Source organism: Pseudolabrys sp. (assembly GCF_035943735.1).
Taxonomy (GTDB): domain Bacteria; phylum Pseudomonadota; class Alphaproteobacteria; order Rhizobiales; family Xanthobacteraceae; genus Pseudolabrys.
Map to the genome: position 1 here is coordinate 73,829 of NZ_DASZBV010000025.1, position 24,763 is coordinate 98,591.

Below are 24,763 nucleotides of genomic sequence, written 5' to 3' on the forward strand. Positions count from 1 at the left end.
TTTGGAACAATAACGGCGTCGGGTCGCGGGCGTTCCCCGCGGCATTGCAGCATCGGCGTTCACGCCATCAGCTTCTCCAGCCGGATCGGCAACTGGCGTACGCGGATGCCGGTGGCGTTGTAGACGGCGTTGGCGACGGCGGCGGCGGTGCCGACATTGCCGAGCTCGCCCAACCCCTTGATCCCGGCCGGATTGACGAAGGTGTCCCGCTCGGGAACGAGGATCACCTGCAGGTCGCGGATGTCGGCATTCACCGGCACGAGGTAGTCGGCGAGGTTGTCGTTGATGTAGCGCGCGTTGCGCTTGTCGATCTCGGTCTCCTCGTGCAGCGCCGAGGAAATGCCCCAGATCATGCCGCCCATCAACTGGCTCCGCGCCGTGCGCGTGTTCATGATGTGACCGGCGGCGAACGCGCCGACGATGCGCGGCACGCGGATCTCGCGCGTCTGCCGATGCACGCGCACCTCGACGAACTCGGCGCCGAGTGCGTACATCAGTTTCTCGCCCTTCGAGCCGCCGCTGAGGAACGGCTTGCCGTGATAGAGATGCGCCATGGTGTCAGGCTTGGCGCCCGGCGGCAGATATTCGGCGTACTCCTCGATGACGCCGACGCCGAGCCGCTCGAAGGCTTGCTCGATATCGCGCGCGGCGCCGGTGTTGCTGCCGGTGGTGGCGGTTGGTGGATTGAGCTTGGCAAGGATGGCGTCGCAGGCCTTCATGACGGCGTTGCAGCAGCTCGCCGTCGTATTCGATCCTCCGGCGACGGGCGCGGCCGGGAATGTGCTGTCGCCCAGCTCGACGCTGACATGCACCATCGGCACGCCGAGCTTCTCCGCCGCCATCTGCCCGATGACGGTGTAGGCGCCGGTGCCGAGATCGTGCGCGGCCAGTTGCACGCGCACGCGGCCATCCGATTCGAGACGCACGCGCACGGCAGAGGCGCCGATATGCGTCGGATAGATGGCGCTGGCGCAGCCGAAGCCGACGAGCCAGTCGCCGTCGCGCATGGCCCCGGGCTTCGCTTCGCGCTTCGACCAGCCGAAGGCGCTCGCGGCCTCGTCGTAGCACTTCATCAGCGAGCGCGACGACCACTCCTTGCCGGTCGTGTCCTTCATCGAATCGTTCTTGCGCCGCAACTCGACCGGGTCCATGCCGAGCTTGACCGCGAGCTCGTCCATCGCGCTCTCGAGCGCGTAGATGTAGGGCACGACAGGCGGCGCGCGCATGAACCCTGGCGTATTGCGGTCGGCATGCACGAGCGTCACGTGCGTCTTCACCGTGCCGTAGTTATAGACGCGCGCTGAATCCTCCACGCCGGCGACGGTGTAGGGATCGGGCCGCGAGGTGACCTCGAAACCTTCGTGGCTGAATCCCTTGATGCTGCCGTCCTGCTCGGCGCCGAAGCGGATCTTGTGCCGCGTCTCGGCGCGATAGGTCTGCACCGTGAAGCCCTGATCGCGCGTGACGACGAGCTTCACCGGCCGGTTGAGCACCTTGGCGGCATAGACGACGAAGCCGGTGCGCGGCGAGAACTGCGCTTTCGAGCCGAAGGCGCCGCCGACATACGGGCTGACGATGCGCACGCGGTCCCCGGCAATGCCGAGCTTCTGCGCCACGCTGTGCTTCTGGCCGTAGACGAACTGGCTCGGCTCATAGACGGTGACTTCGCCGTCGCGCCACACCGCCGTCGTGGTGAAGAGCTCGATCGGATTGTGATGCTCGGTCGGCGTGCCGTATTCCGCTTCGAGCTTGACCGGCGCGGCGGCGATGGCGGCATCGGCGTCGCCGGCCTGCGGCAGGCCCTTGGCGCGCTCACTGGCCTTGCTCGCGTCCTCCTGCGTCACGCCCGGCGAGCCGAACGTGGCGCTCGGCTTCTCGACGTCGTAGTCGATCTTGACCAGTGAAGCCGCCTCCTGCGCCGCTTCGTAGGTGTCGGCGACCGCCATGCCGACGATCTGTCCGTCGTGGTGGATCTCGGGCCCCATCGACTGCATCGATTGGGTGGCGCCGCCGCCGCCGGTGGAGAACGGCACCTCCTTGAGGCCTTTCGTATTCTCGTAAGTGAACACCTCGATCACACCGGGCAGGCGTTTCGCGAGACTGGTGTCGATGCTGGCGATGCGGCCCTTCGCGATCGGACTGGTGATGAGGAAGGCGTGGGCGACATCGCTGACAATGAAGTCCGAGCCGTAGCGGGCTTCGCCGGTCACCTTGGCACGGCCGTCGAGCCGTGGCTCCGGGCGGCCCATGTTGTCGAGCGGGGCGGGGGCGGCGCGATTCATGGGGCGGCTCCGATCTTCAAAGGTTCATCTCGGCGGTTTCGCGCAGCGCGCGGATCAAGGTCTGTTGACCGAGCGCGACCTTGAAGGCGTTCTCGCCGCGCGGCCGCGCCTCCGCGAAAGCCGTCTCGGCGGCGGCCTTGAGCGTGTCGTCGTTGAGCGGCTGACCGCGCAACGCCTCCTCGGCCGAGCGCGCGCGCCACGGCACGGTGGCGACGCCGCCGAGGGCGATGCGCACGTTGCGCACCTTGCCGTCGGCGATGTCGAGCGCGACGGCGGCCGCGGCAAGCGCGAACTCGAACGACTCGCGGTCGCGCACCTTGACGAATTTGGAGCGTCGCGCCCACGGCAACGGCGACACGACGAAGGCGGTGATGAGTTCGCCGGGTTGCAACGTCGTCTCGATGTGCGGCGTGTGGTCCGGCCGCCTGTGCAGTTGCGCGAACGGGATGGTGCGCGACCCGGACGGGCCAGCCACGTCGACGACCGCGTCGAGCGCGATCAACGCCTGGGCGAAATCGCCGGGATAGGTGGCGATGCAGCGATCGGAGACGCCGAGAATCGCGTGCTTGCGATTGACGCCGTCCAGCGCGGCGCAGCCAGCTCCGGGCGAGCGCTTATTGCAGGCGGCATAGGACATGTCGCGGAAGTATGTGCAGCGCGTTCGCTGCAGCACATTGCCGCCGAGCGAGGCCATGTTGCGCAGTTGCGCGCTGGCCGCGAGATTGAGCGATTGAGCGATCACCGGGTAGTTGGCGGCGACGTCGGGATGATCGGCGGCTTGCGACATCTTGACGAGGGCGCCGAGCCACAGGCCGCGCGCGCCGTATTCGATGCGGCCGGACGGCGTCCGCTCCAGCGCGTTGATGTCGGTAACCAGCTCGGGCTGCATCACGTCGAGGCGCATCAGATCGATGAGATTGGTGCCGCCGGCGAGATACTGGCTGCGCGCGCGCACCGAAGGCGCCTCGCGCGGGCTGTCCGCGAGGTGATGCGTCTCGATGGCGCCTTGCGCCGTTGTCGCACGGGCATAGACGAAGGGATGCATGATCAGGTCTCCTTCATCTTCGGCTTGGCGTCGTTGATGGCGTCGACGATGTTCGGATAGCAGGCGCAGCGGCAGAGATTGCCGCTCATGTATTCGCGGATCTCGTCGTCGGACCTGGCGTGGCCTTCGTGCACGCAAGCGACGGCGGACATGATCTGCCCTGGCGTGCAGTACCCGCACTGGAACGCGTCGTGGTCGATGAAGGCCTGCTGCATCGGATGCAGCGAGCCGTCCGCGCCGGCCAGGCCCTCGATCGTGGCGATCTCGTGGCCTTGCGCCATCGCCGCGAAGGTGAGGCAGGAGAGCACGCGCTTGCCGTCCATCAGCACGGTGCATGCGCCGCATTGACCGTGGTCACAGCCTTTCTTCGTGCCGGTCAGACCGACGTGCTCGCGCAAGGCGTCGAGCAGGCTGGTCCGCACGTCGAGTGCCAGGCGGCGGTCCTGGCCGTTGATGCGCAAATTGACAGGCACCGGCTGGCGGGGCTGCACGCGCGGCTCCGCGGGTGTGGCGCCGGCGCTCGGCCGGTCAAGCAAGCTCAAGGTCATAGTGGATGCCATCGTGCTGGTGAGAAAGTTCCGGCGACTGAAGCCGGCGGTGCCGCGGGTTGATGACGAATTGGGCATCGGACCCCCCTCATCCTGAGGCGAGAAGCACGTACGCGGACGTACGCCGCAGTCATCGCGGCAAGTCTCGAAACGTCCGGTGGTTCCTTGTCACGGACAGTTTGGTGCGGGCGTACGTGCGGAACCTGCCGCGGCGCACTTATGGGCCGTCATTCAACGTCGTGATGCCCGGCCGCGTGGGCATGTAGCTCGACGGCCAGCCCTTGCGCGTCGCATAGTCGGTCATGCTCAAGCCGAACAGGAACGTGAGCCAGAAGAATCCGGTGATTGCGAAGACCCAGCGGAGCGAGGGTGGGCCTTTCAGGCGCATGAAGAGGATGAAGACGATTGCGGCCTGCATCGCCGCGATGCCGAATTGCGCGAACGGTGCCCACACACCCACGCCGAGGAAGGCCGTGACCAGGCTCACGCCGGCGAGCACGAGCAGGATCAGCCACGCGATGATGAACGGGAGAGACCGGGCACGTCGGGGCTCGACATCGATCCTCATGATCGCCCCACGAGATAGATGCACGGATAGAGGAAGATCCAGACGGCATCGACGAAACTCCAAAAGATGCCGACGACTTCGAGCGGCGCATAGTAGACGGATGTGATCTCGCCGCGCCGAATGCGCCAGAGCATGTAGAGGAGGAGGCCGATGCCGATCGTAAGGTGGATCGCGTGCAGGCTGGTGGCGACCCAGTAGAACACCCAGAACAGTTCGCCCGCCGTTCCTTCCCCCGGCTTGGCGAAATAATTGACGACGGGCACCACCTGATCCTGGAAGTCCAGGTAGTATTCAAAGCCTTTGATGCCGAGGAAGGCGCAGCCGAGCCCGATCGTGGCGTAGAGCCAGACGACCATGGCGCGCCGCGCGTCCTGGGCGCCGGCGTTGATCGCAAACACCATGGTCAGGCTGCTGGTGAGCAGAATGACGCTGTTCACCGTACCGCACCACACCACGGCATCCTTGCCCGCAACCGCGAACTCGTGCGGATACGTCGTGCGGTAGATGAAATAGACGAAGATCAGCGCGCCGAAGAACAGCGTCTCATTGACGAGGAACAGCCACATTCCGAGTTGCGCGACTTCGCCCTGCTGCTTGATCGTCGCGTACTGGACCTCGGGCACGATCGCCGCGCTATTCGGCATAGGGCGTGCCCTCCTGCGTGACGAAGGTGCCGTCCTCGGGATCGTAGCGATACGGTTCTCGCGTCACGACCGGCGTGTGCGAGAAATTTTGTTTCGGCGGCGGCGAGCTCGTAATCCATTCCAGTCCGGTCGCCCGCCACGGATTGATCGGAGCCCTTTTGCCCCGGAACAGCGACCAGCCGAGATAGAGTAGCGGCAGGGTATAGGCCACCGCGAGGATCGACGCGCCGCCGGACGAGAGCACGTTCCAAACCTGCCAATCGACCGGATAGGTGTAGGACCGCCGCGGCATGCCGAGATAGCCGAGGATGAATTGCGGGAAAAAAGTGAGATTGAAGCCGACGTAAGTGAGGATTGCCGCGAAGCGCGCCCACATCTCTGGGTACATGCGGCCGGTCATTTTCGGCCACCAATAATGCAGGGCGCCGAAGAACGCGCTCACCGTGGCGCCGACCATGATGTAGTGGAAGTGGGCGACGACGAAGTAGGTTCCGTGTACGTCGACGTCGACGGCGAGCGTTGCCAGCATCATGCCGGAGAGACCGCCGAGCGTGAACAGGAGGATGAAGCCGAGCGCGTAAAGCATCGGCGCGTCGAAGGTGATCCTGCCCTTGTGCAGACTGACGGTCCAGTTGAACACCTTGATGGCCGAGGGGACGGCGACGAAGAAGGTCATCAGCGAGAACACGACGCCGGAATAGATCGAAATGCCGGCGACGAACATGTGGTGCGCCCAGACGAAGAAGCTCAGGATCGAGATGGACATCAGCGCGATCGTCATGCCCGCATAACCGAAAATCGGCCGCCGTGCGAAGCAGGGGATGATCTCGCTGACCACGCCCATCGCGGGCAGGATCATGATGTAGACGGCGGGATGGGAGTAGAACCAAAACATGTGCTGCCAGAGCAGCGGGTCGCCGCCGTGCTGCGGATCGAACAGGCCGACGCCGGTGAAGCGCGAGACGGCGAGCAGGAGCGTATCCATGGTCAGCACCGGCGTCGCCGTCAGCATGACGACGCTCACCGCGTAGATGCCCCAGACGAACAGCGGCAGGCGCATCCAGGTCATGCCCGGCGCGCGCAGGCGGTGGATGGTGACCACGAAATTCAGCGAGGTCATGATCGAGGAGAAGCCGTTGACGAAGACGGCGAGCGCGGCGGCCAGCACATAGCCGTTGGCGTAGATGGTCGACAGCGGCGTGTAGAAGGTCCAGCCGGTGTCGGCGCCGCCCATGATCAGCGAGTACAGCACGATCAGGCCGGATAGATTGAAGACGTACCAGCTGGCGAGGTTGACGCGCGGAAAGGCGAGGTCGCGCGCGCCGATCATCAGCGGCACGAAGAAATTGCCGAACGTGGTCGGGATGGACGGGATCAGGAAGAACCACACCATGATGATGCCGTGCATCGTGAACATGCGGTTGTACACGGCGGGCTGCAGCAGCCCTTGCGGCGTGGCGAGGTTCAGCCGCATCAGCGTCGCCGCCATGCCGCCGATAAAAAAGAAGAACGTGATCGAGGCGAAGAACATCAGCGCGATGCGCTTGTGGTCGCGCGTGAACAGCCACGAGACGACGGTATTCTCCGAGGTGAGGTAGCTCGGCTCCTCCGTCGGGTTCGGCAATGCGGCGCGATCGACCGTGGTGACCGTCATCGGCGCGTCTCCTGTTTGCCGGAAAGCGACTGGATGTAGGCGACGATCTTCAAGAGGTCGCTTTCGCTGATCTGGCCGGAGAAGTCGGGCATGATCGGCGGGTAGCCGGCGACGGTGAAGCTGCGCGGGTTGAGGATGCAGTCGCGCAGATAGGCTTCATCGGCGAGGCGCACGGAGCCGTCCTGAAGGTGTACGAAGGTGCCATAGACGCCGTTGAGGGACGGCGCATGCACCGTGCTGTTGTCGCCGTGGCAGCCGCTGCAGCCGTGTGCACGGAACAGCTTCTCGCCCTGTTCGGCCATGGATTCATGCACGCCCTGGGTCGTGAGCCAGCGGGCATAATCGGGCCCGCTCATCACCACGACCTTGCCTTGCATGGTGGCATGCTGCAGCCCGCAATATTGCGTGCACTCGAGGCGGTAAACTCCCGGTCTGTCGGCCTTGAACCAGATTGTCTCGTAGGTTCCGGGAACAACGTCGTGCTTGAGACGGAACGCCGGGATGAAGAAGCTGTGAATGACGTCTTCCGACGCCATCACCACGCGGATGGTCTTGTCGATGGGGACGTGCATGGCGTTGATTTCGCGCTGGCCGCCCGGATGCTCGACCTTCCACATCCACTGCTTGCCGACGACATAGACCTCCTCGTCGCCGCGCGGCGCGCGGAACAGCCAGACGTAGATCTGCGCGCCGTAGACGAAGAGGATGAGGAACATGCCGAGCGTGGCGGCTGTCCACGCGATCTCGAAATGCCAGGTCTTCTGCACGCGGTCGGCGCGCGATGCGTCGCTGCCTTTGCGGTAGCGGGACGCAAAATGGAGCATCATGACGACGACGGTCAGCATGATGACCGCCGAGAGAGCGAGTTCTGCGGCGAACAGGGTGTTCACGGCGTGGCCGCTGGAGGCGGCGGTGTCGGGCCAGAAGGGGATCCAGCTGTACATGGTCAGCTGCTCCGCCGTCGGACGACAGTGAAGACAGCGATGGCCGCGATTCCGGCCGCGATGTCGGCCAGCATGAAGGCCGCCAGCACCGGGACGGTCAGGTTGCCGAGCGGCGCGCCCTGGATATGGCAAAACAGGATGATGCGCGTGAGAAGACCCGGGGTCTTGTTCTCCTGCGCGTCGGCGATGGCTTTGATGAGATCCTGCGGCGAGACCGCCACGCCTTCGATATAGCGGCTGATCACGCCGCCCGCCGTTGCGACGACGAAGCCGGCGGGGTGCATGTAGGCGTCGAGCAGACGATCGTAGCGGTAGGGGAAGCCGACCACGTCGGCGACCTCGCGCGCCGCCTGCGCCGGGCCGGTGAGGAAGTGCAGGCCGCCAGGGCCGCCGCTCTTGAGGAGGGCGGCGTATTTGGCGCGCGCGGCCTCGGCGTCGGCGGGTGTGTCACGCGGATCGATGCTGACGGCGACGAGCTGGAAGTCGCGCCCCGGCACGAGCGGCGTTCCGTCGAGCGCCTGGACGATGTTGCGCAGCGTCACGCCGCAGAGCGAGGTGCACCGCAGGTATTCGAGCACGAGGATGACCGGCGTCTTGCCGAAATAATTTTGCAGGGCGACTTGATGGCCGCTTTCATCGGCAAATGTCATGCCCAGCGGCAACCTCGCGCCCGTGTGCGGGTGGATGGAAAGCGCCGCGATATCGTTGCTGCCGTCGCCGGTTTGCGCCGGCGCCGCGCCGGCGAGCAGCCATGCGGCGATGCCGCTGCACACGGCGACGACGGCGATGGTGATGAGGCCCGCGCGTGTCATGGCTGGACCTTCGGGAAGCCGGGGATGCCCGTCTGCACCAGCGTCTTCATTGCCTGTTCGATCGGGATATGCACCTGCTCCTTCTCGCGGTCGACCCAGTAGTAGGTCTCCAACTGCTTCTGCTCTTGCGCGCGGAAGTCCTTCAGATCGTCGCCGGGATTGGTCTGCAGGCGCGGGCCGGGCGGCGCGATGTGCACCGTGCGGTCGACGTCGTGCAGGCTGTCCGGATAGGCGGCGATCAGCACCAGGCACGAGATCACCAGCAGCGCGAAGGTGCCGAGATAGATGAGCCCCACCGGGCCGAGGTCCCAGTCGGATGTTTCATAGGCGGTGGTCGGCCGCTCTCCTTCGCGCTGTTCCGCCGCGGCTATCTCTTCATGGTGCCGCGAGCGTCGCACCATCTGCCGCCACGCATAGCCCCACGCCAATGCGGCGACGGCGCCGCCGAGACTCACGGTGCGTGGCCGGCGTCGCGGCCGCTGTGAGCGGACCCGGTCAGGCATGATCCACCCTCCAGGCCGGAACGCGGGCTCGGATGTTCGGCAGCGCGCGCAGCGCAAAGGCGAACAGCAGCAGCATGGCGCCGCCGAGCGCCAGCACCGCCGCGACGTCGAGCCAGAACGAGGTGCCGCTGTCGAACTCGGGCATCACCAGCAGCCAGGTATTGCCGAGGCGGCTGATGAGGATCAGGGCGCAGATCGTCGCCACGATCGCGCGCCGGCGCTTGCTCGGCGCCCACAGCAGCACGAAGAACGGCACGACAAATCCCAGTCCGGCCGAGATGTAGATCGCTGAATGCCAGACCGACTCCAGACGCTTCAGGTACCAGGGGATCTCGTGCTTGAGGTTCTCCTCCCAGATGATGAGGAATTGCATGAACTCGAGGTAGGCCCAGAAGATGGTGGTCGCGAGCAGGATTTGCGTGAGGTCGATCATGTGCTTGCGCCGGTCGACCGCCGGCCAGCCGATCAGCGCGATGGTCAGCAGCACGAGCGCGAACCCGGTGTTGAACCAGCTCGCGGACTGCGTGTAGGGGAAGATCGACGACCAGAATTTCGGTTCGAGCGACAGGATCCAGTCGATCGCGGCGAAGCCGGTCGAGAAGGCGAGAGCGACCAGCGCGATTCCGCTGATCCACGACAGCGCCGGGCTGATGGGCAGGCGTCCCTCGCGCGGCCCGAACACCACGAAGGCCGCCATGACATTCCACACGACGACGTAGCAGCCATAGCGGATGAAAAACGCAACCGGGTTGAGATAGAAGACGTTGCCGAGGTCCGGCGCAGGATGGGTCCAGCTGTACAGCGAATGTAGCCCGATGAAGGCCGGAATGCCGGCGAGGCTCGCGAGCGGCATGGTCAGGGCTGCCGCTGTCAGCGGCCCGCGCGCCGTCGCCATCCATTCGCCGCCGCTGAGATCGTGCACCAGCACCAGCGTGATGCCGGCGAGCGGTACGCCGAGCCAGAACAGGTAGCTGCACAGCCAGGCGCGGAAGAACGCGGCAGGATCGAAGATGGCGCCGACGACGCAGCCGACGACACCGAGCAGGCCGAGCACGATCGCCGTGAGTTGGATCCTGTTCGGCCTCATTGCAGCGCGCTCCGCTTTTCGGGCGGCACATCGGAGGGCGAAGCGCTCGCGCTGGCCTGCAGCGCGCGGATATAGGCGACGATGGCCCAGCGGTCGGCGGGTTTCACACGATCGGAATACGGATACATCGCACCGTAGCCGTTCGAGATCACGTCGTAGAAGTGCTGGTTGGGCGCGTTACGCAGCCGCCCGATGAAATAGGACGGCGGACGCGGGAAGCCGCGCCGCACGATCATGCCGTTGCCTTCGCCGGTGCGGCCATGACAGGGCGAGCAGTAGATGTTGAAACGCTGCTGGCCGCGCTCGAGCAGAGCCATGGTGACCGGCGGTGGCGATGGTTGTCCGGGCGCGTCGTCGCGTGCGATGGCGTGCGGCACCGGCTTCGCCGGCCACGCCTTGTTCGCGCCGTAAGGCACCTCGTATGGCTTCATCCGCGGCTGGTTGGCCATGTTGTCGCAGGCGGTGAGTCCCACCGCCAGACCGACGAGCGCCATGCCGACCGTCCACTTCACGTGCGGACCTCTTCGATGTGCTCGGCGCCGAGCTGGCCGAAGGCCTCCTCGACTTCTTTCGGGTCGAAGATCGGATCGCTCGCCTTCACGCAGAGGATGAAGCGATCGCGCGAAGCGCGCGCGAAGAAGCGAGACTGGAACAGCGGGTGATAGAGCTTGGGCAGCGACGATGCGGCCAGCATGCCGAAAAGACCTGCGGCCATCGTGACCAGCAGCATGAACTCGAACGCCGAGACCGTGAACGCCGGCCAGCTGTTGTGCGGGCGTCCGCCGACATTGAGCGGGTAGTTCAGCACTTCGTCCCAGTACTGGACGAAGTAGCCGTAGCCGGCGCCGAGGATCGCAACGGCGAACATCAGCAGCGGCAGGAAGCGTTTCGGGCCGGGATGGACGATGCGGTTCAGCGGCTCGACCGGATAGGGCGTGTAGGCCTCGAAGCGGCGGAAGCCGGATTCGCGCAGATAGACCGCCGCTTTGGTCACGGCCTCCGGCGTATCGAAGACGGCGAGGACGCCATACAGCGTTGTCATCGGCCGTTTTCCTTCTGCACCACCTCCCGCATTTCGGCGATCGACACGATCGGCACGAAGCGCAGGAACAGAAAGAACAGCGTCAGGAACAGCCCGATCGTGCCGGCCAAGGTCGCCCAGTCCCAGAAGGTCGGGAAAAACACGCCCCAGTAGGATGGCATGTAGTTGTGTTCGGTGGCGGACGTGACGAAGACGAAGCGCTCCTGCCACATGCCGACGATTACACCGGTCGAGATGGCGACGAGCAGGGCCTGGTTGCGGCGCACGAACGGCAGCCACAACAGCTGCGGGATGACGACGGTGAGGATCTTCTCGGACCAGAAGGCCGGCGAGGTGAAGCCGAACACGCGCTGCATGAACTCGGTCTTGTCGGCGACCTCGCTGCCGTAGATTGGCCCGAAGGCTTCCCACACATAGGCGTAAGCCAGCATCAGGCTGCCGACCAGCATCACCTTCGCCATGGCGTTGAGGTGATATTCGGTGAGCACGTTCTGCAGGCTGTATCCCCAGCGCACCAGGATGGTGAGCATGATGATCACGGCCGTGCCTGAGATGACGGCGCCGAAGAAGAAGTAGGGAGGGAACTGCGTGTCGTGCCAGCCGGGCGTCAGGCCGCCGGCGAAATCGAGGCCGACCACGCTGTGCACCGAAACGACCATCGGCGCCATGATGGCGGACATGATCGCGTAGACGGTGCGTTGGTTCTGCCATTCGCGCGTCGAGCCGCGCCAGCCGAGCGCCAGGATGCCGTAGAGGATCTGCTTGCCGCGGCTCTTCGCGAGGTCGCGGACGGTGGCGAGGTCCGGAATAAGTCCGGCGTAAAAATACATCAGCGACATCAGCATGTAGCAGACGATGCAGATGAAGTCCCACCACAGCGGGCTGCGCGCCTGCGGCCACACGCCCATGACGTTTGAATATGGAAACAGCCAGTAGAACAGGCCGGGACGGCCGAGATGCATGATCGGCATCAGCCCGGCGCACGGCACCGCCGAGAGCAGCATGCTTTCGGCAATGCGGTTGGTGGCCGAGCGCCACGGCGAGCCGGTGAGGAAGAAGAGCGCGGAGACGATCGTGCCGCCGCTCGCCAGTGCGATCCACCAGACGTATTCGGCCAGCGCTAGGCCCCACGCCACCGGGATGTTCACGCCCCAGACGCCGATGCCGTTCACGAACAGCCACGTCATGGCGATGACCAACAGCAGAAACAGCGTGAATGAGATGCCGAAACCGATCCACCACCAGCGCGGCGCCCGGTTGGCCAGCACGCGGCCGCTCACCTCTTCGCTCAATGAGGCGAGCGTCACATCGCGCGTCACGATCGGCGCATCGGCCGGCAGTTCGGTCGGCAGCGTAATCGTCATGGCGTCATTCCCGGGCCGTCACGTCTCTTGGGTCTTGATCGCGGGATTGGGATTGCGGATGAGCGCGCTGTAGCTGGTGCGCGGCTTAGTGTTCAATTCCTCGAGCAGCACGTAATCGAGCGGCGTATCCTTGCGCTTCGCCACCGCGCTCGCGCGATCGTTCTTGTCGCCGAAGGTGATCGCCTGCGTCGGGCAGCTCTGCTGGCAGGCGGTGACGATCTCGCCGTCCCTGATTGGGCGGTCATCGCGATCGGCGTCAATCTCGGTCCGGCGGATGCGTTGGATGCAGTATGTGCATTTTTCCATGACGCCGCGGTCGCGCACCGTGACCTCCGGATTCCACGATGCGTCCGGGCGATCGTTCTGGGCGGCATAACCGAAGAAGTTGAAGCGGCGAACCTTGTACGGACAATTGTTGGAGCAGAAGCGGGTGCCGACGCAGCGATTGTAGACCATGAGGTTGAGACCTTCGTGGTCGTGCACGGTGGCATGCACCGGGCAGACGACTTCGCACGGGGCGTCCTCGCAATGCATGCAGGGCATGGGCTCGAAGGCGACATCCGGTGTGTCGACCGGGCCGGAGTAATAGCGGTCGATGCGCAGCCAGTGCATGATGCGCTGGTCGAGCACCTGATCCTTGCCGACGATCGGAACGTTGTTTTCCGCCTGGCAGGCGATGGCGCAGGCCTGGCAGCCGATGCAGGAGTTAAGATCGATCGCCATGGCCCAGGCGCGGTCGGGATACGCGACGGGCGGATAGAGCGACTCGTCCTTGGTCTTCTTCTTCAGCGAATCCGGATCGTCGTTGAACTGCTGCAGCGTGCCTTCGCGGATGAGATCGCGGCCGAGCACGCGATCTTGGCCCTGCACCGATGCCAGCTTGTAGGTGTCGCCGGTTTTGCTGAGGACGGCTTCGGCTGTCCATGCGTTGCTGCTCGTGCGCAACGAATAGGCGCTGAAGCCGGCACCGACGCCGAGCCCGCCGGCGCTGCGGCCCCAGCCGAGCGGCAGAGTGATGCAATCGGCGGCCTGGCCCGGCAGGACGAAGACCGGCGCTTTCACCTTGCTGCTGCCGACGGCGATCTCGACGACGTCCTGCGTCGCCAGATCGAGGCGCTTCGCCGTGCTCGGGGCGATCAGCGCCGCATTGTCCCAGGTCAGGCGCGTGAACGGCCGCGACATCTCGAGCAGCCACGCATTGTCGGCGTAGCGGCCGTCCCATAGCCCTTCGTCCGGCCGGAACAGCGCCTGCAGCGTGTTCGGCTTCGCGGCGGCCGGCTGCGGCAACTGCGCCAAGGCATCGGTGCGCGGCTGTACCGAGACTGGCTTTGCCGCTGTATCGGGCACGACCCCGCTGCGCACTGCGTCGTACCAGAAATGCTCGAAATCGCCGCGGCCCTCCTGCTGCGCGCGGCTTTGCCAGAAGGCGCGCGCCAGCGTGTAGTCGTCCTGCTCCGGCTGCCCCAGCACCAGCGCAACGAGCGCATGCGCCGACCGCCCGCCATACAGGGGGCGCGCCTGCGGCTGCTGGATGGTGACGGTGCCGTCGAAGGCGCGCGTATCGGACCAGGTTTCGAATTCATGCGTCGCCGGGATGCGCCAGGTGCAGGCGAGCGCCGTCTCGTCGTCGTACAGCGCCAGAGCGACGGAGAGGGGGACGCGCTTCAGCGCGGTGGCGAAATGCAGGTCGGCCGGCGCGTCGTAGACCGGATTGGCGCCGATGATGAGCAGCGTATCGACATGACCGGTGGCCATGTCATGGGTGAGCGCGGCGAGCGACTGCTGCTTGGCCTCGTTCGCCTGTTCGACCGGGGCGATAAGCTTCACCGTTTGGCCAAAGGCGCCGAGCGCATTGTTGATGGCGTTCGTCAGCAGATGCACCTCCACCGATTGCTCGCGGCCGGCGTGCACCAGGACTTTGCCCTTGTTCTGCTGCAGGTCGTCGGCCAGCGCCTTCAGCCAGTGCGACGGCACGTTCTCCTGTTGCGTCCACTCCTGCGGGCCGGTGCCGACGAGACCGGCGACGTAGCGCAACGCGCGCTCGATCTCATCCGGGCGCAAGGGCAGGCGGTGATCGGCCTTGGCCCCAAGGAGCGTCGGCGTGCTCTCGACCGCGTAGACGCGGCTCATTTGTCCGTGCGTCTCGCTCGGCCGCCGTGCAGCCGCGAACTGCCGGGCGTAAGCAAGTGCGCCCGGCGTCGTCGAAATCAAATCGCTGCCGATGCCGAAAATGCGCTCGGCTTTGGGGAGGTCGTACAGTTTCTCCGCCGCCTGGCCGAACATCTGCGTGTCGGCCGCGAGCTCCGCGTCGCGATGCAGCGGCTCCCACTGGTGCCACTGCATCTGCGGGAACTGCTGCTTCAGCGCCGCCAGTTGCGCCGCCAGGAACGGCGACGTGACGGCGCCGGTCAGAACGCGCAGGCCTTCGCCCTTGCGCTCGAGCAGCGCCCCGCGCCGGCCGTACAGAACCGGCACGAAGGACTCCCACGTCGCGATCTGGCCGTTGCCGACCACGAGCTGCGCGCGCCGCGGATCGTAGAGCTGCAGGATGCTCGCCTGCATGATGGCGCTGGCGGCGCCGAGACTTGCCGGATGACCCGGGTTGCCTTCGACCTTGATCGGCCGCGCCATCTGGTGCGTCACCAGCACGCCGGTGCCGTAGCCGTTCTGCGTCACCGCCGTGGCGAAGAAGCGGTCGCGTCCCGGAATGACGTTGTCGGGTTCTTCCACATAGGGCAGCAACTGGCGCGGATTGGCTTCGGGGCCGCAGCCGGAGAGGCCGCCGAGCGCGATCGACGCCGCCATCAATTGCAGGAAGCGCCGGCGGTCGAAGCCATGGATGACGTCCTTGAAACGAGGCGCCTCGCGCGCGACGGCGGCGGCGAACTCCGGCGAGTCCGCCAGTTCTTCCAGTGTCTGCCAATAGGTGCGCCCAGCAGCTGTCATCGGTGGCAGACTCCGCAGTCGGTCAAGCCCGTGGTGTGGATGTGGAATGCGGCCATCAACGTCTTGCCGGACGGCGTCGAGGGCGTGCGCTGCCAATGGGGATTGAACACCTGATCTTTCGGCCGCAGGTGCGGCGCAGGATCGCGATGGCAGGACAGGCACCAGCTCATGTGGAGCGGGCGCGCCTTCCATGTGAGCGCCATGTCGCCGATCGGTCCATGGCATTCGGTGCAGCCGACGCCTTTGGCGATGTGGATGCTGTGATCGAAGAAGACGTAGTCGGGCAGGGTGTAGACGCGCGTCCAGCGGATCGGCACGTCTTTCGCCAGGCTCTGCCGGTCGGGTGCGAGCATCTTGGCGTTGGTCCAGATCTGCGAATGGCAGGTCATGCAGACCGCGGTCGACGGCATGCCGGCGCTCGACGATTTCTCGACTTTCGTATGGCAATAGCGGCAGTCGAGGCCGAGGCCGCTGACGTGGTGGCGGTGACTGAAGGGGACTGGCTGGTTGGGGGCAAACCGCTCCTGCGTATTGTATCCCATCACCGGCACTACCCAGACGGCGAGCAACATGAACACCAGCGCGCTGCCGAGCGCGAGCAGGGCCGTGTTCATGAACAGGTTCGCTCGGGGTCCGAAGATCGCCATGAGTCGTCTGCCGCAGCTGTCAGCCCGGGGACACCCCGCACAGCGCTTCAGTAAAATCCCCGGGGTATGAACTTGCATGCGGAACCGGAGTTCCAGGCTTTGCGCATGCGGTCCGCGCCGAATTGACGCGCCACGAAAGTCGCACCGCCGCAAGCGTGTGTGATGACTGCGCGCCGCGGCGGTGGTCGGAACGGAACGAACCGGGGCCGGTTATCATCGCGAACGGCCCGACGCACAGCCGGGGCCGCGCCAGCTGCATACAAAACCATCCGACCGACGAAACGACACGGTGAGCCCCATGGCATCGAATGTCTCCGATTTCTTCTGGAAACGTATGTCCGAATGGGGCGTGCGCCGCATCTTTGGATATCCGGGCGACGGCATTAATGGCCTGATGGGCGGCCTCGCGCGCGCCAAAGGGAAATTCGAATTCATCCAGGCGCGGCACGAGGAGCTCGCGGCGTTCATGGCCTGCGCGCACGCCAAGTTCACCGGTGAGGTCGGTGTCTGCCTCGCGACCTCCGGCCCCGGCGCCATTCATCTTCTCAACGGGCTGTACGATGCGCGGCTCGACCACCAGCCGGTGGTCGCCATCGTCGGCCAGCAGGCACGCACCGCGCTCGGCGGCCATTACCAGCAGGAAGTCGACCTCAAGAACCTGTTCAAGGACGTCGCCGGCGAATTCGTCGAGATGGCGACAGAGCCGGCGCAAGTGCGCCACATTATCGACCGTGCGATGCGCATCGCCATCGCCGAGCGCACCGTCACCTGCATCATCATGCCCAACGACCTGCAGGAGCTCGCCGCGGTTGAGACGCCGCCGCGCGCGCACGGCACCGTGCATTCCGGCATCGGCTACTCGGCGCCGCGCGTCGTCCCGACCGACGCCGACCTCGCGCGGGCCGCCGACGCGCTCAACGCCGGCAAGAAGGTCGCCATGCTGGTCGGCGCCGGTGCACTGCAGGCAACCGACGAGGTGATCGAGATCGCCGATCTGCTCGGCGCCGGCATTGCCAAGGCGCTGCTCGGCAAGGCCGCGGTGCCCGACGACCTGCCTTACGTCACCGGCTCGATCGGCCTGCTCGGCACGCGGCCGAGCTACGAGATGATGAACGACTGCGACACGCTGTTGATGGTCGGCTCCGGCTTTCCCTATTCCGAATTCCTGCCCGAGGAAGGCCAGGCGCGCGGCGTGCAGATCGATATCGATCCGAAAATGCTCTCGATCCGCTATCCGATGGAGGTCAATCTCGTCGGCGACAGCGCCACCACGCTGAGGGCGCTGGCGCCGCTCATCAAGCGCAAGAGCGACCGCTCATGGCGCGAGAAGATCGAGAAGAACGTCAAGGAATGGTGGAAGACGCTCGAAGCCATCGCGCACGAGGCGGGCGAGCCGATCAATCCGCAGCGGGTGTTCTGGGAGTTGTCGCCGAAGGTGCCGGACGGCTGCATCTTCGCCGCCGATTCCGGGTCCGGCACAAATTGGTACGCACGCGACATCAAGATGCGCCGCGGCATGATGGGCTCGGTGTCGGGCGGTCTGGCGACGATGGGCTGCGGCGTGCCCTACGCGATCGGCGCCAAGTTCGCGCATCCCGATCGGCCGGTCATCGCCATGGTTGGCGACGGCGCGATGCAGATGAACGGCATGAACGGGCTCATCACCATCGCCAAGTACTGGGAACGGTGGTCTGATCCGCGCCTGATCGTTCTCGTGCTGAACAATCAGGATCTCAACCAGGTGACCTGGGAAATGCGCGCGATGACCGGCGATCCGAAGTTCGAGGCATCGCAAAGCCTTCCGGACGTGCACTACGCGCGCTACGCCGAACTCGTCGGCCTCAAGGGCATCTTCTGCGACGATCCGGAGAAGATCGCCGCGTGCTGGGACGAGGCGCTGGCGTCGCGCATTCCGGTCGTGCTCGAGATGAAGACCGACCCGGACATTCCACCGCTGCCGCCGCACATCACGCTGAAGCAGGCGAAGGCCTTTGCATCGACGCTATGGCAGGGCGATCCGAACGAGGCCGGTATCATCCGCAAGACGATCAAGGAGTTTGCGGACGAGCTGCTGCCGCATTAGCGATTAGCGGAGGCGATGAGCGGAGCATTCCTGCTCCGCTCATTCCGTGCAAGCGGGAATCCGGCGATGGGTCCCCGCTTTCGCGGGGGGCGAGCGGTTAGCTAGCAAACTTCTCGGCATCCTTTGCTTTGAACGCCAGCCCGTGCCCCGGCCGCGTCAGGTCCGGCGCAATGCGGCCGTCCTTCGGCGCCGGTGCGCCATCGAACAGCATGTGCTCGATGCGGACGTGGTCGTGAAACCACTCGAGATGGCGGAAGCGCGGCGCGGCGCAAGCCGTGTGCAGATGCAATGCCGGCGCGCAATGCCCGGAGAGGTCGATGTGGTGCGCATCCGCCAGCGCGGCGACCTGGAGGAAGCCGGTGACGCCGCCGCAGCGGGTGATATCCGCCTGCACGACGTCGACCGCGCCCGCATTGAGCATGCGGCGGTAGTAATCGATGTCGTAACCGTATTCGCCGGCGGCGATCTCCATGCATGCCGGCGCGCGCTGGCGCATGATCCGCAAGCCCTCCAGGTCATCGGATGAGACCGGCTCCTCGAACCAGCCGACCTGATAGGCGGAGAAAACATTCGCCATCTCCAGCGCCTGCTTGGTCGCGTAGGCGCCGTTGGCGTCGACGAACAGGGTGGCGTCCGCGCCGATGGCCATCTTGGCGGCGGCGACGCGGCCGGGATCGTCACGCGGATGTGTGCCGATCTTCATCTTCACCCATCGGCAGCCGTCGCGCTCGACCCAGCCGGTCAGCTGCTCCTTGAGTTCGTCGAGCGAATAAGTGGTGAAGCCGCCGCTGCCGTAGATGAGCGCGTGGTTGCGCGCGCGGCCGAGCAGCAGGCAAAGCGGCAGATCGAGCAGCTTCGCCTTGAGATCCCAGAGCGCCGTGTCGACCGCCGAGATCGCCGTCGCCGCCAGGCCTTGGCGGCCCATGTTGCGCACCGCACGCTGAATGGCGGCAAACGCCGACGGCGGATCGAGCGCGTCGATGCCGGCGATCGTCTGCTTCAGCTTGCTTGAGATCAGATCGACGATCGAGCCGTGCGTGTAGCTGTAGCCGACGCCGGTCTTGCCTCCAGCCTCGACATGCACGACGACCAGAGTCGTCGAATCCCAGGCGAAGGTGCCGTCGGCTTCCGGTTTGTCGGTTGGAATCGTGTAGGCGCGCGCGCGGACACCGCCGATGGGAGCTTCGCTGCGCGCCATTTCACAGTTCCCCGCGCCTGGCCATCGTGGCGATACGGTCGCCCATGCGGCAGGCGAGCGCGTAGATGGTCAGCGATGGATTGACGCCGCCCGATGTCGGAAACAGCGAGCCGTCGCAGATCCACAGATTGCGGATGTCCCAGGTGCGGCCGTCGGCATTGGTGACGCTGTCGCTCGGATTGGTGCCCATGCGGCAGCCGCCCATGAGATGCGCGGTGCTCGACGTCTCCGTCATGTCGCTCGCGCCCGCGGCCTCCAGCATGTCGCGCATGAAGCGCAGCGAGTGCTCGTAGAGCCGCTTGTCGTTGTCGGAGTAAGCATAAGTGGCGCGCGCCAGCGGAATGCCGAACTCGTCGACCTCATCCGACAATTGGATGCGATTGTCGGCGCGCGCGTCGGTTTCGCCGACGATCTTTAGTCCGGCCATGTGATTGTACAGCGCCATGCGCTGGCGCAATTCCATGCCGAACATGCCGGTGTCCGACACCAGCGATTTGGCGTGGTCGACCGGCAGCGGCCCCTGGCTCATGAAGGCGTAGCCGCCGTGGAAGTCCTTGCCCCTGTCTTCGTAATTCCAGTGTTCGCACACCGTCATCGACGGCGGGCCCTTGTACCAGCGGATTTCGTCCTGCATCACGCCCCACACGGCGTGGTTGGAATGCACCATGAAGTACTTGCCGACGAGTCCGCTCGAATTGGCGAGACCGTCGGGATACTTCGCGCAAGCGGAATGCAGGAGCAGTCGCGGCGTCTCGACGGCGTAACCGGCAACGACGACGTTGCGCGCGCGTTGGCGACGCCATTGCCCGTCGCGATGATAGACGACGCCGCGGGCGAGTCCGTCCGCGCCGACCTCGATCTGGCCGACCATCGCGAGGTCGCGGATCTCGGCGCCGGCTTTGATTGCGCGGGGAATCCAGGTGTTGAGCGCGCTCTGCTTGGCGTTGGTCGAGCAGCCGCTCTTGCAGAAGCCGCGATAGACGCACGGCGGCGCCTTGCCGCGCGGCGCCGACAGCGTCGCCAGCGGCGTCGCTGCCCATTTCACGCCGAGCGCTTCCGCGCCCTTCGCCAGAACGAGGCCGGCGGCGTTGATCTCGTGCTCGCGATAGGGATAGCGGCCGCGCGACGGGCCCCATGGATAATGCACGGGGCCGGACACCTTCAGCGCGTCTTCGGCCTCGTCGTAGTAGTGCCACATCTCGCGCCAGTCGATCGGCCAGTCGCGGCCGTAGCCGAGCTTGGAGCGCGACGCGAACCATTCCGGCCGCCAGCGCAGCACCACCATCTGGAAATGCACAGTCGAACCGCCGACGGCGCGGCCGGAATTGTTGGAGCCGAACTCGACCGGATCGTCGCCGCCGCTGATGCGGTCGGACAGCCAGTAGAGTTTGCTTTGCTCGGTCTCATCGGAAGCGAAGTCGGCGAGCGGACGGTAGAATGCGCCGACGTCCATCGCCACGACGCTGAAGCCGGCCTCCGCGAGCTTCGCCGCCAAGGTCGCGCCGCCGGCGCCGGTGCCGACGATGACGAAGTCGACCGCTTCGTCCTCGCGGTATTGCTTCATCGGGATCCAGTCGTCGTGACTGAACACGTCGGGAGCACGACCGTCAGTCGCGCGCGGTTTGTCGAGGGCGTCGATCATTTGAACGCCGCCGCGCGCACGAGCGTGTCGTCGCGCTCCTGCGCTTCCCAGGAGTCGTGGCGGTTGGCGGCGAGGCGGAGGTAGCCGCGGGGGGAGGCGGGGCCGCCGAAGCCGATCTCGCTCCAGGCCGCCGGATGCGCGTAATAGACCTCGACGATGACCTGCAGCAATTCGTGGCGCATGAATTTCTGCGCCGGAAAATGCGGGCCCCAGGCCGGGCCCTCGGTCTCGCCTTTGTTCATGGCCTGCAGGATGAGGTCCTGCTCGACCGGGTCGAGCGCGGTGTACGGGCGGCGGTAGCGGTGCTGCGCCTCGGCTTCAATGGCGTCGAGGCCGCGGCGCCAGCAGTCCTGCAACGGCGGCAGGGGGACGTAGCGCGTGCCGCTGCCCCGGTTCTCGTGCAGGCGGGCGTCGATCCACGGCGCGATCGGCACCTTGTCGAGGCCGCGTTCCGGCTGCGGTATGACGCGGTCGCACACCGCCTCGAGGGTGGCGTACTGCGCCTCGGTGAGGAAGCGCCGCGGCGGCACCTCGCGCAGCCGTTTCGCCACCACCTCGCGCGTCTGCTCGTTCCACGACGGCGACTGCCATTTCGCCAGCACGTCATAGTCGGGGTAGGGGTTGCGGAAGCCGCGCTCAGCCATGGCGCACCTCGTTGTCGCGCAGCAGCGACAGCGCGCCGAGGCCGGCGATCGCCAATCCCGTGAAGCTCGGCGGCGCCGGCAGCGGCGGCCCCTGGAACAGCATCTGCGACCAGTTCTTGAAGCCGCCCATGTTGCGGCTGACGCCGTAGGCGTGGAAGCCGACGCCGGCGAAGCCGAGCAGGCTGGTGACATTCAAAAGCCATCGGGCGAGCCGCAGATTGCGCTCGTTCGGTCGCGCACCGGCCAAAGCCAAAGCACCGGCGGCGGCGGGCACGACGGTGACCGGCAGGACCATGAACGGGTCGTGGAAGGCGCCGCGGAAGTGCAGCACCCACACCTCCGAGGCGGTGACCATGAGGCTCGCCGACATGGTCCAGGCGAGGGCGGCGGCGAGTTGCTTGCGCTTGAGCGGCGCGGCGAAACGGATGCGCGGCAGGTGCGCCGCGCCGAGCCCGAGCAGGCCGGCCAGCGCCAACGCGCCCGGCGCCGCAAAGGGCGCAGCGTAGAACAGGTTCTGCCACGACAAGCCGCCGGGGCGCTTCGTGATGTTGTAGGCGTGGAAGCCGAGGCCGGCGGCGCCGATGACGAAGCTCGCGCCGAACACGGCGGTGGCCAGCTCGCGCGGCGCGCGACCGGACAGCGCCACCGCCATCGCGGCGGCCGCCGTGACCGGCGCGACATACATCGCGCGGTTCTCGTAATTGCCGCGAAAGTGCTCCAGCGCAGAATCGGCGACGACGCTGGCGGCGAGCATTGCCGCGCTGCGGTTGAGATCGCGGGCGCAGAGCCGCCACGGATCCGGCGCGTGCCGCGGCAGCGGCGCCGCCCTGCGGCGCCACGCCAGTCCGGCGAGGCCGACCGCGAGCAGCCCCGCGCCGACGGCGAGCATCGCCGTGTTCGACACCGGCGGACCCGTCCGCGCGCGGTGGAGTATGTCGCCTCTTGGCCGTTCGATAAGCGCCACTGTCGCACCGGCTCAGCAGCGTCGCACCCGAACGTCAACGGAGACGACCCTGTGCGCGTTCCGTGACGATTCGTCCGAGCAGGAAACCGAGACCCAATGTCGCCAGCGTGCCGGCGGCGACCACCGCGAGGCGCGCGTGATCGGCGTCGACCACCGCCGCCCGGCCGCTCGCTGTGGCGTCGAACGCGCCGTGCGTGCGGTGATACCGGTGCACCGGCTGGTACAGATTGTCCGGCCGGTCGGGCGCGATGCGCTCCTGCGTCATCTGGCCGTCGACGGCCGTGCGCGACAGATACCGCGTGATGGCGCGCGGCATCAGCATGTTGCCGACGATGAGCTCGAACACGGTGCGGCTGATCCAGTATTCGGCGTGGCCTTCGCGCGCCGCGCGCAGGATGGCGCGCGCCGGCACTTCCGGCTGGAACACCGGCGGCACCGGCTGCGGATGACGATCGAGATGCGCGCGCGCCCAGTCGAACTGCGGCGTGTTGATGCCGGGCAACTGCACCATCGACACGCGGATTCGGCTGCCCTCGTACTCGAGCTCGGTGCGCAGGCTCTCGGTGAAGCCGCGAATGGCGAACTTGGCGCCGCAATAGGCCGCCTGCAGCGGGATGCCGCGATAGGCGAGCGCCGAGCCGACCTGGACGATCGAACCCGCGTCGCGCGGCCGCATGTGTTTCAGCGCCGCCAACGTGCCGTGCACGAAGCCGAGATAGGTGACCTCGGTGACGCGGCGGAATTCCTCCGCCGTCGTGTCCTTGATGGCGCCGAACACCGTGACCATCGCCGCGTTGACCCAGACGTCGATGCCGCCATAGGCGCTTTCGAAATGCGCGGCGGCGGCGAACACCGCCTCCGCGTCGGCGACGTCGCAGGCATAGACCGCGACCGGCGCGCCGAGCGCCACCAGTTCGGCCTTGGTTTCGTCGAGCGCGTCCTTGTCGCGGGCGATCAGGCCGAGGAAGGCGCCTTCGCGGGCGAAGGCTTCCGCGGTGGCGCGGCCGACGCCGGCCGATGCGCCGGTGACGACGACGACCTTGTTGCGGACATGCGAATGGCCGAAGAGTTGCGCGAGCGTCATCGGTGTCGTCCGTGCGGTGCGTGTTGCGTCACGACCGCAACACGACGACGCCCGCGCTTGTTCCGTGCTGCGACAAATGCGAGCGCGACAGGAGTGTTCCGGAGCGACGGCGCTTGTCGATGAGCCCTCTCCCACCGAACTCGGGCTCGCCCGAGTTCGGCATTTGAAATGGTCGAAGTCGGAAACATCCGACTTCGACTGGGAGAGGGCTCAATAATGAACGCCGCGCGAATGGACACGCCGCGCGCGTCATTCTCAGCCCCGATCCACCCCGCGCTCGGTGAGCACCGTGTCGAGCGCGCGGCGCCATTCGACCATCACCCGCGGCCAGTCCCGCGCCATCTCTTCTTCGGAGATCGGCGGCACGTTGGCGCAGTCGCCGGACGGCGCCATGCAGCCGCGCATGCGCTGGCAGATCGGCTCCGGACAGCCGGGCCATTCGTTGAGAAACATGACGATCTTGCGCGCGAGGCGCAGGCGCCAGTCGTCGATCCCGAGCGCCATGTCATCGTCGTCGAGCCCGGCCGCCTTCAGCCGCGCGTGCCAGTCGGCCGAATACTCGGCGCTGTCGACCGGCACCAGGCCGGACCCGATGCGGATCATTTTCTTCTCGTCGCGTCTGCTCATGACGTTTGCTCCGTGTGATGCTGTGAGGACAGAAGGGTTCGTTGCCGCGCGCGGTTGGCGCGGGCTTGCAATGTCCGCCGGCCGAGCCTGCGCGGACGGCCCCGCTGCCGGGGGCCCGGTCGTTGCCCCGCGCCCAACAGGGGCCCGGGGAGTCCTTCCCCGCGCAAAAAGCGCGAGGGGGTGGAGCACCGAGAGGCGCGTCCACTGTGACCTCCCGCCGGGGCCTTTCGGCTCCGCCGGGCCGCGCCGTTTTACGAGGCCGGCGCGACGCCTTCCGATGCTCCACCGCGGCGATTTTTGGTCCCTTGGCCGCGCTTCCGGGCGGAGACGGGGCCCGTTTTCAAGCCCCCGATCCGGAGCGGCGCCCATGCCGCTCCTTCGTCTCCGCCGCGTGCAGCCCGTTGCTCCGTAGAGCGGGTGGGCAGCCGGTCTTAA

General features: G+C 66.3%; 22 protein-coding genes. 1 reads left to right on the forward strand and 21 read right to left on the reverse strand.

Going from position 1 to position 24,763, the window contains the following annotated elements:
* Positions 1-59: 59 nt before the first annotated feature.
* The 15 genes from VGV41_RS18900 to VGV41_RS18970 all read right to left on the reverse strand — a co-directional run bounded on the left by VGV41_RS18900 (position 60) and on the right by VGV41_RS18970 (position 16,053).
* Positions 60-2,282: a xanthine dehydrogenase family protein molybdopterin-binding subunit gene (locus VGV41_RS18900; protein WP_326865553.1), complete on the reverse strand. Its 2,223-nt coding sequence runs from the start codon at positions 2,280-2,282 to the stop codon at positions 60-62.
* A gap of 16 nt (positions 2,283-2,298) precedes the next feature.
* Complete coding sequence (locus VGV41_RS18905) at positions 2,299-3,327, reverse strand: xanthine dehydrogenase family protein subunit M (RefSeq protein ID WP_326865555.1); 1,029 nt, start codon at positions 3,325-3,327, stop codon at positions 2,299-2,301.
* Positions 3,328-3,329: 2 nt separating this feature from the next.
* Complete coding sequence (locus tag VGV41_RS18910) at positions 3,330-3,818, reverse strand: (2Fe-2S)-binding protein (RefSeq protein ID WP_414705156.1); 489 nt, start codon at positions 3,816-3,818, stop codon at positions 3,330-3,332.
* Between the two features lie 274 nt (positions 3,819-4,092).
* Positions 4,093-4,443, reverse strand: a complete 351-nt coding sequence (locus VGV41_RS18915; RefSeq protein ID WP_326865557.1) for an oxidase — start codon at positions 4,441-4,443, stop codon at positions 4,093-4,095.
* Positions 4,440-5,087 carry a cytochrome c oxidase subunit 3 gene (locus tag VGV41_RS18920; RefSeq protein WP_326865558.1) on the reverse strand — a complete coding sequence of 216 codons (648 nt, stop codon included), beginning with the start codon at positions 5,085-5,087 and terminating at the stop codon, positions 4,440-4,442. Before VGV41_RS18920 ends, VGV41_RS18915 begins: the two co-directional genes overlap by 4 nt.
* Positions 5,077-6,741: a cytochrome c oxidase subunit I gene (locus VGV41_RS18925; protein ID WP_326865560.1), complete on the reverse strand. Its 1,665-nt coding sequence runs from the start codon at positions 6,739-6,741 to the stop codon at positions 5,077-5,079. The genes VGV41_RS18920 and VGV41_RS18925 overlap by 11 nt, the downstream gene beginning before the upstream one ends.
* Positions 6,738-7,685, reverse strand: a complete 948-nt coding sequence (coxB, locus tag VGV41_RS18930; protein ID WP_326865562.1) for a cytochrome c oxidase subunit II — start codon at positions 7,683-7,685, stop codon at positions 6,738-6,740. The genes VGV41_RS18925 and coxB overlap by 4 nt, the downstream gene beginning before the upstream one ends.
* Before the next feature lie 2 nt (positions 7,686-7,687).
* Positions 7,688-8,497 (reverse strand): SCO family protein, encoded by an 810-nt coding sequence (locus tag VGV41_RS18935; protein ID WP_326865563.1) that lies wholly within the window; start codon positions 8,495-8,497, stop codon positions 7,688-7,690.
* Positions 8,494-9,000 (reverse strand): hypothetical protein, encoded by a 507-nt coding sequence (locus VGV41_RS18940; protein WP_326865565.1) that lies wholly within the window; start codon positions 8,998-9,000, stop codon positions 8,494-8,496. The genes VGV41_RS18935 and VGV41_RS18940 overlap by 4 nt, the downstream gene beginning before the upstream one ends.
* Entirely contained in the window at positions 8,993-10,087 is a 1,095-nt protein-coding gene (locus VGV41_RS18945) for a hypothetical protein (RefSeq protein WP_326865566.1), read from the reverse strand. The genes VGV41_RS18940 and VGV41_RS18945 overlap by 8 nt, the downstream gene beginning before the upstream one ends.
* A complete protein-coding gene (locus VGV41_RS18950; RefSeq protein ID WP_414705159.1) occupies positions 10,084-10,599 on the reverse strand; it encodes a c-type cytochrome in 516 nt (171 codons plus the stop codon). The genes VGV41_RS18945 and VGV41_RS18950 overlap by 4 nt, the downstream gene beginning before the upstream one ends.
* Complete coding sequence (locus tag VGV41_RS18955; RefSeq protein ID WP_326865567.1) at positions 10,596-11,129, reverse strand: DUF3341 domain-containing protein; 534 nt, start codon at positions 11,127-11,129, stop codon at positions 10,596-10,598. The genes VGV41_RS18950 and VGV41_RS18955 overlap by 4 nt, the downstream gene beginning before the upstream one ends.
* A complete protein-coding gene (gene nrfD, locus VGV41_RS18960) occupies positions 11,126-12,493 on the reverse strand; it encodes an NrfD/PsrC family molybdoenzyme membrane anchor subunit (RefSeq protein ID WP_326865568.1) in 1,368 nt (455 codons plus the stop codon). The genes VGV41_RS18955 and nrfD overlap by 4 nt, the downstream gene beginning before the upstream one ends.
* A gap of 18 nt (positions 12,494-12,511) precedes the next feature.
* The gene (locus VGV41_RS18965; protein WP_326865569.1) at positions 12,512-15,439 is read right to left on the reverse strand and encodes a TAT-variant-translocated molybdopterin oxidoreductase; all 2,928 of its coding nucleotides are present in this window, start codon (positions 15,437-15,439) and stop codon (positions 12,512-12,514) included.
* The gene (locus tag VGV41_RS18970) at positions 15,436-16,053 is read right to left on the reverse strand and encodes a cytochrome c3 family protein (RefSeq protein WP_326865570.1); all 618 of its coding nucleotides are present in this window, start codon (positions 16,051-16,053) and stop codon (positions 15,436-15,438) included. The genes VGV41_RS18965 and VGV41_RS18970 overlap by 4 nt, the downstream gene beginning before the upstream one ends.
* Positions 16,054-16,384: 331 nt before the next feature.
* Here VGV41_RS18970 and VGV41_RS18975 point away from each other — a divergent pair, with 331 nt between their 5' ends.
* On the forward strand, positions 16,385-18,169 hold the full coding sequence (locus VGV41_RS18975) for a thiamine pyrophosphate-requiring protein (RefSeq protein WP_326865571.1): 1,785 nt from the start codon (positions 16,385-16,387) through the stop codon (positions 18,167-18,169).
* 97 nt (positions 18,170-18,266) lie between these two features.
* Here VGV41_RS18975 and VGV41_RS18980 read toward each other — a convergent pair whose 3' ends face one another.
* The 6 genes from VGV41_RS18980 to VGV41_RS19005 all read right to left on the reverse strand — a co-directional run bounded on the left by VGV41_RS18980 (position 18,267) and on the right by VGV41_RS19005 (position 24,328).
* Positions 18,267-19,367, reverse strand: coding sequence for an enolase C-terminal domain-like protein (locus VGV41_RS18980; protein ID WP_326865572.1), 1,101 nt, complete (start codon positions 19,365-19,367; stop codon positions 18,267-18,269).
* Between the two features lies 1 nt (position 19,368).
* Positions 19,369-21,009 (reverse strand): GMC family oxidoreductase, encoded by a 1,641-nt coding sequence (locus VGV41_RS18985; RefSeq protein ID WP_326865573.1) that lies wholly within the window; start codon positions 21,007-21,009, stop codon positions 19,369-19,371.
* Complete coding sequence (locus tag VGV41_RS18990) at positions 21,006-21,653, reverse strand: gluconate 2-dehydrogenase subunit 3 family protein (RefSeq protein WP_326865574.1); 648 nt, start codon at positions 21,651-21,653, stop codon at positions 21,006-21,008. The genes VGV41_RS18985 and VGV41_RS18990 overlap by 4 nt, the downstream gene beginning before the upstream one ends.
* Positions 21,646-22,557 carry a hypothetical protein gene (locus VGV41_RS18995; protein WP_326865575.1) on the reverse strand — a complete coding sequence of 304 codons (912 nt, stop codon included), beginning with the start codon at positions 22,555-22,557 and terminating at the stop codon, positions 21,646-21,648. Before VGV41_RS18995 ends, VGV41_RS18990 begins: the two co-directional genes overlap by 8 nt.
* Positions 22,558-22,651: 94 nt before the next feature.
* Positions 22,652-23,701 (reverse strand): SDR family oxidoreductase, encoded by a 1,050-nt coding sequence (locus VGV41_RS19000; protein WP_326865576.1) that lies wholly within the window; start codon positions 23,699-23,701, stop codon positions 22,652-22,654.
* Positions 23,702-23,956: 255 nt separating this feature from the next.
* The gene (locus VGV41_RS19005) at positions 23,957-24,328 is read right to left on the reverse strand and encodes a hypothetical protein (protein ID WP_326865577.1); all 372 of its coding nucleotides are present in this window, start codon (positions 24,326-24,328) and stop codon (positions 23,957-23,959) included.
* Positions 24,329-24,763: the final 435 nt, after the last annotated feature.

Bases quoted from the DNA above. Each gene is read 5' to 3' on its own strand.
- VGV41_RS18990 (WP_326865574.1), bottom strand. From the start codon at position 21,653: ATGGCTGAGCGCGGCTTCCGCAACCCCTACCCCGACTATGACGTGCTG.
- nrfD (WP_326865568.1), bottom strand. From the start codon at position 12,493: ATGACGATTACGCTGCCGACCGAACTGCCGGCCGATGCGCCGATCGTG.
- VGV41_RS18975 (WP_326865571.1), top strand. From the start codon at position 16,385: ATGGCATCGAATGTCTCCGATTTCTTCTGGAAACGTATGTCCGAATGG.
- VGV41_RS19000 (WP_326865576.1), bottom strand. From the start codon at position 23,701: ATGACGCTCGCGCAACTCTTCGGCCATTCGCATGTCCGCAACAAGGTC.
- VGV41_RS18940 (WP_326865565.1), bottom strand. From the start codon at position 9,000: ATGCCTGACCGGGTCCGCTCACAGCGGCCGCGACGCCGGCCACGCACC.
- VGV41_RS18935 (WP_326865563.1), bottom strand. From the start codon at position 8,497: ATGACACGCGCGGGCCTCATCACCATCGCCGTCGTCGCCGTGTGCAGC.
- VGV41_RS18970 (WP_326865570.1), bottom strand. From the start codon at position 16,053: ATGAACACGGCCCTGCTCGCGCTCGGCAGCGCGCTGGTGTTCATGTTG.
- coxB (WP_326865562.1), bottom strand. From the start codon at position 7,685: ATGTACAGCTGGATCCCCTTCTGGCCCGACACCGCCGCCTCCAGCGGC.
- VGV41_RS18920 (WP_326865558.1), bottom strand. From the start codon at position 5,087: ATGCCGAATAGCGCGGCGATCGTGCCCGAGGTCCAGTACGCGACGATC.
- VGV41_RS18900 (WP_326865553.1), bottom strand. From the start codon at position 2,282: ATGAATCGCGCCGCCCCCGCCCCGCTCGACAACATGGGCCGCCCGGAG.
- VGV41_RS18985 (WP_326865573.1), bottom strand. From the start codon at position 21,009: ATGATCGACGCCCTCGACAAACCGCGCGCGACTGACGGTCGTGCTCCC.
- VGV41_RS19005 (WP_326865577.1), bottom strand. From the start codon at position 24,328: ATGAGCAGACGCGACGAGAAGAAAATGATCCGCATCGGGTCCGGCCTG.
- VGV41_RS18955 (WP_326865567.1), bottom strand. From the start codon at position 11,129: ATGACAACGCTGTATGGCGTCCTCGCCGTCTTCGATACGCCGGAGGCC.
- VGV41_RS18915 (WP_326865557.1), bottom strand. From the start codon at position 4,443: ATGAGGATCGATGTCGAGCCCCGACGTGCCCGGTCTCTCCCGTTCATC.
- VGV41_RS18945 (WP_326865566.1), bottom strand. From the start codon at position 10,087: ATGAGGCCGAACAGGATCCAACTCACGGCGATCGTGCTCGGCCTGCTC.
- VGV41_RS18925 (WP_326865560.1), bottom strand. From the start codon at position 6,741: ATGACGGTCACCACGGTCGATCGCGCCGCATTGCCGAACCCGACGGAG.
- VGV41_RS18980 (WP_326865572.1), bottom strand. From the start codon at position 19,367: ATGGCGCGCAGCGAAGCTCCCATCGGCGGTGTCCGCGCGCGCGCCTAC.
- VGV41_RS18965 (WP_326865569.1), bottom strand. From the start codon at position 15,439: ATGACAGCTGCTGGGCGCACCTATTGGCAGACACTGGAAGAACTGGCG.
- VGV41_RS18905 (WP_326865555.1), bottom strand. From the start codon at position 3,327: ATGCATCCCTTCGTCTATGCCCGTGCGACAACGGCGCAAGGCGCCATC.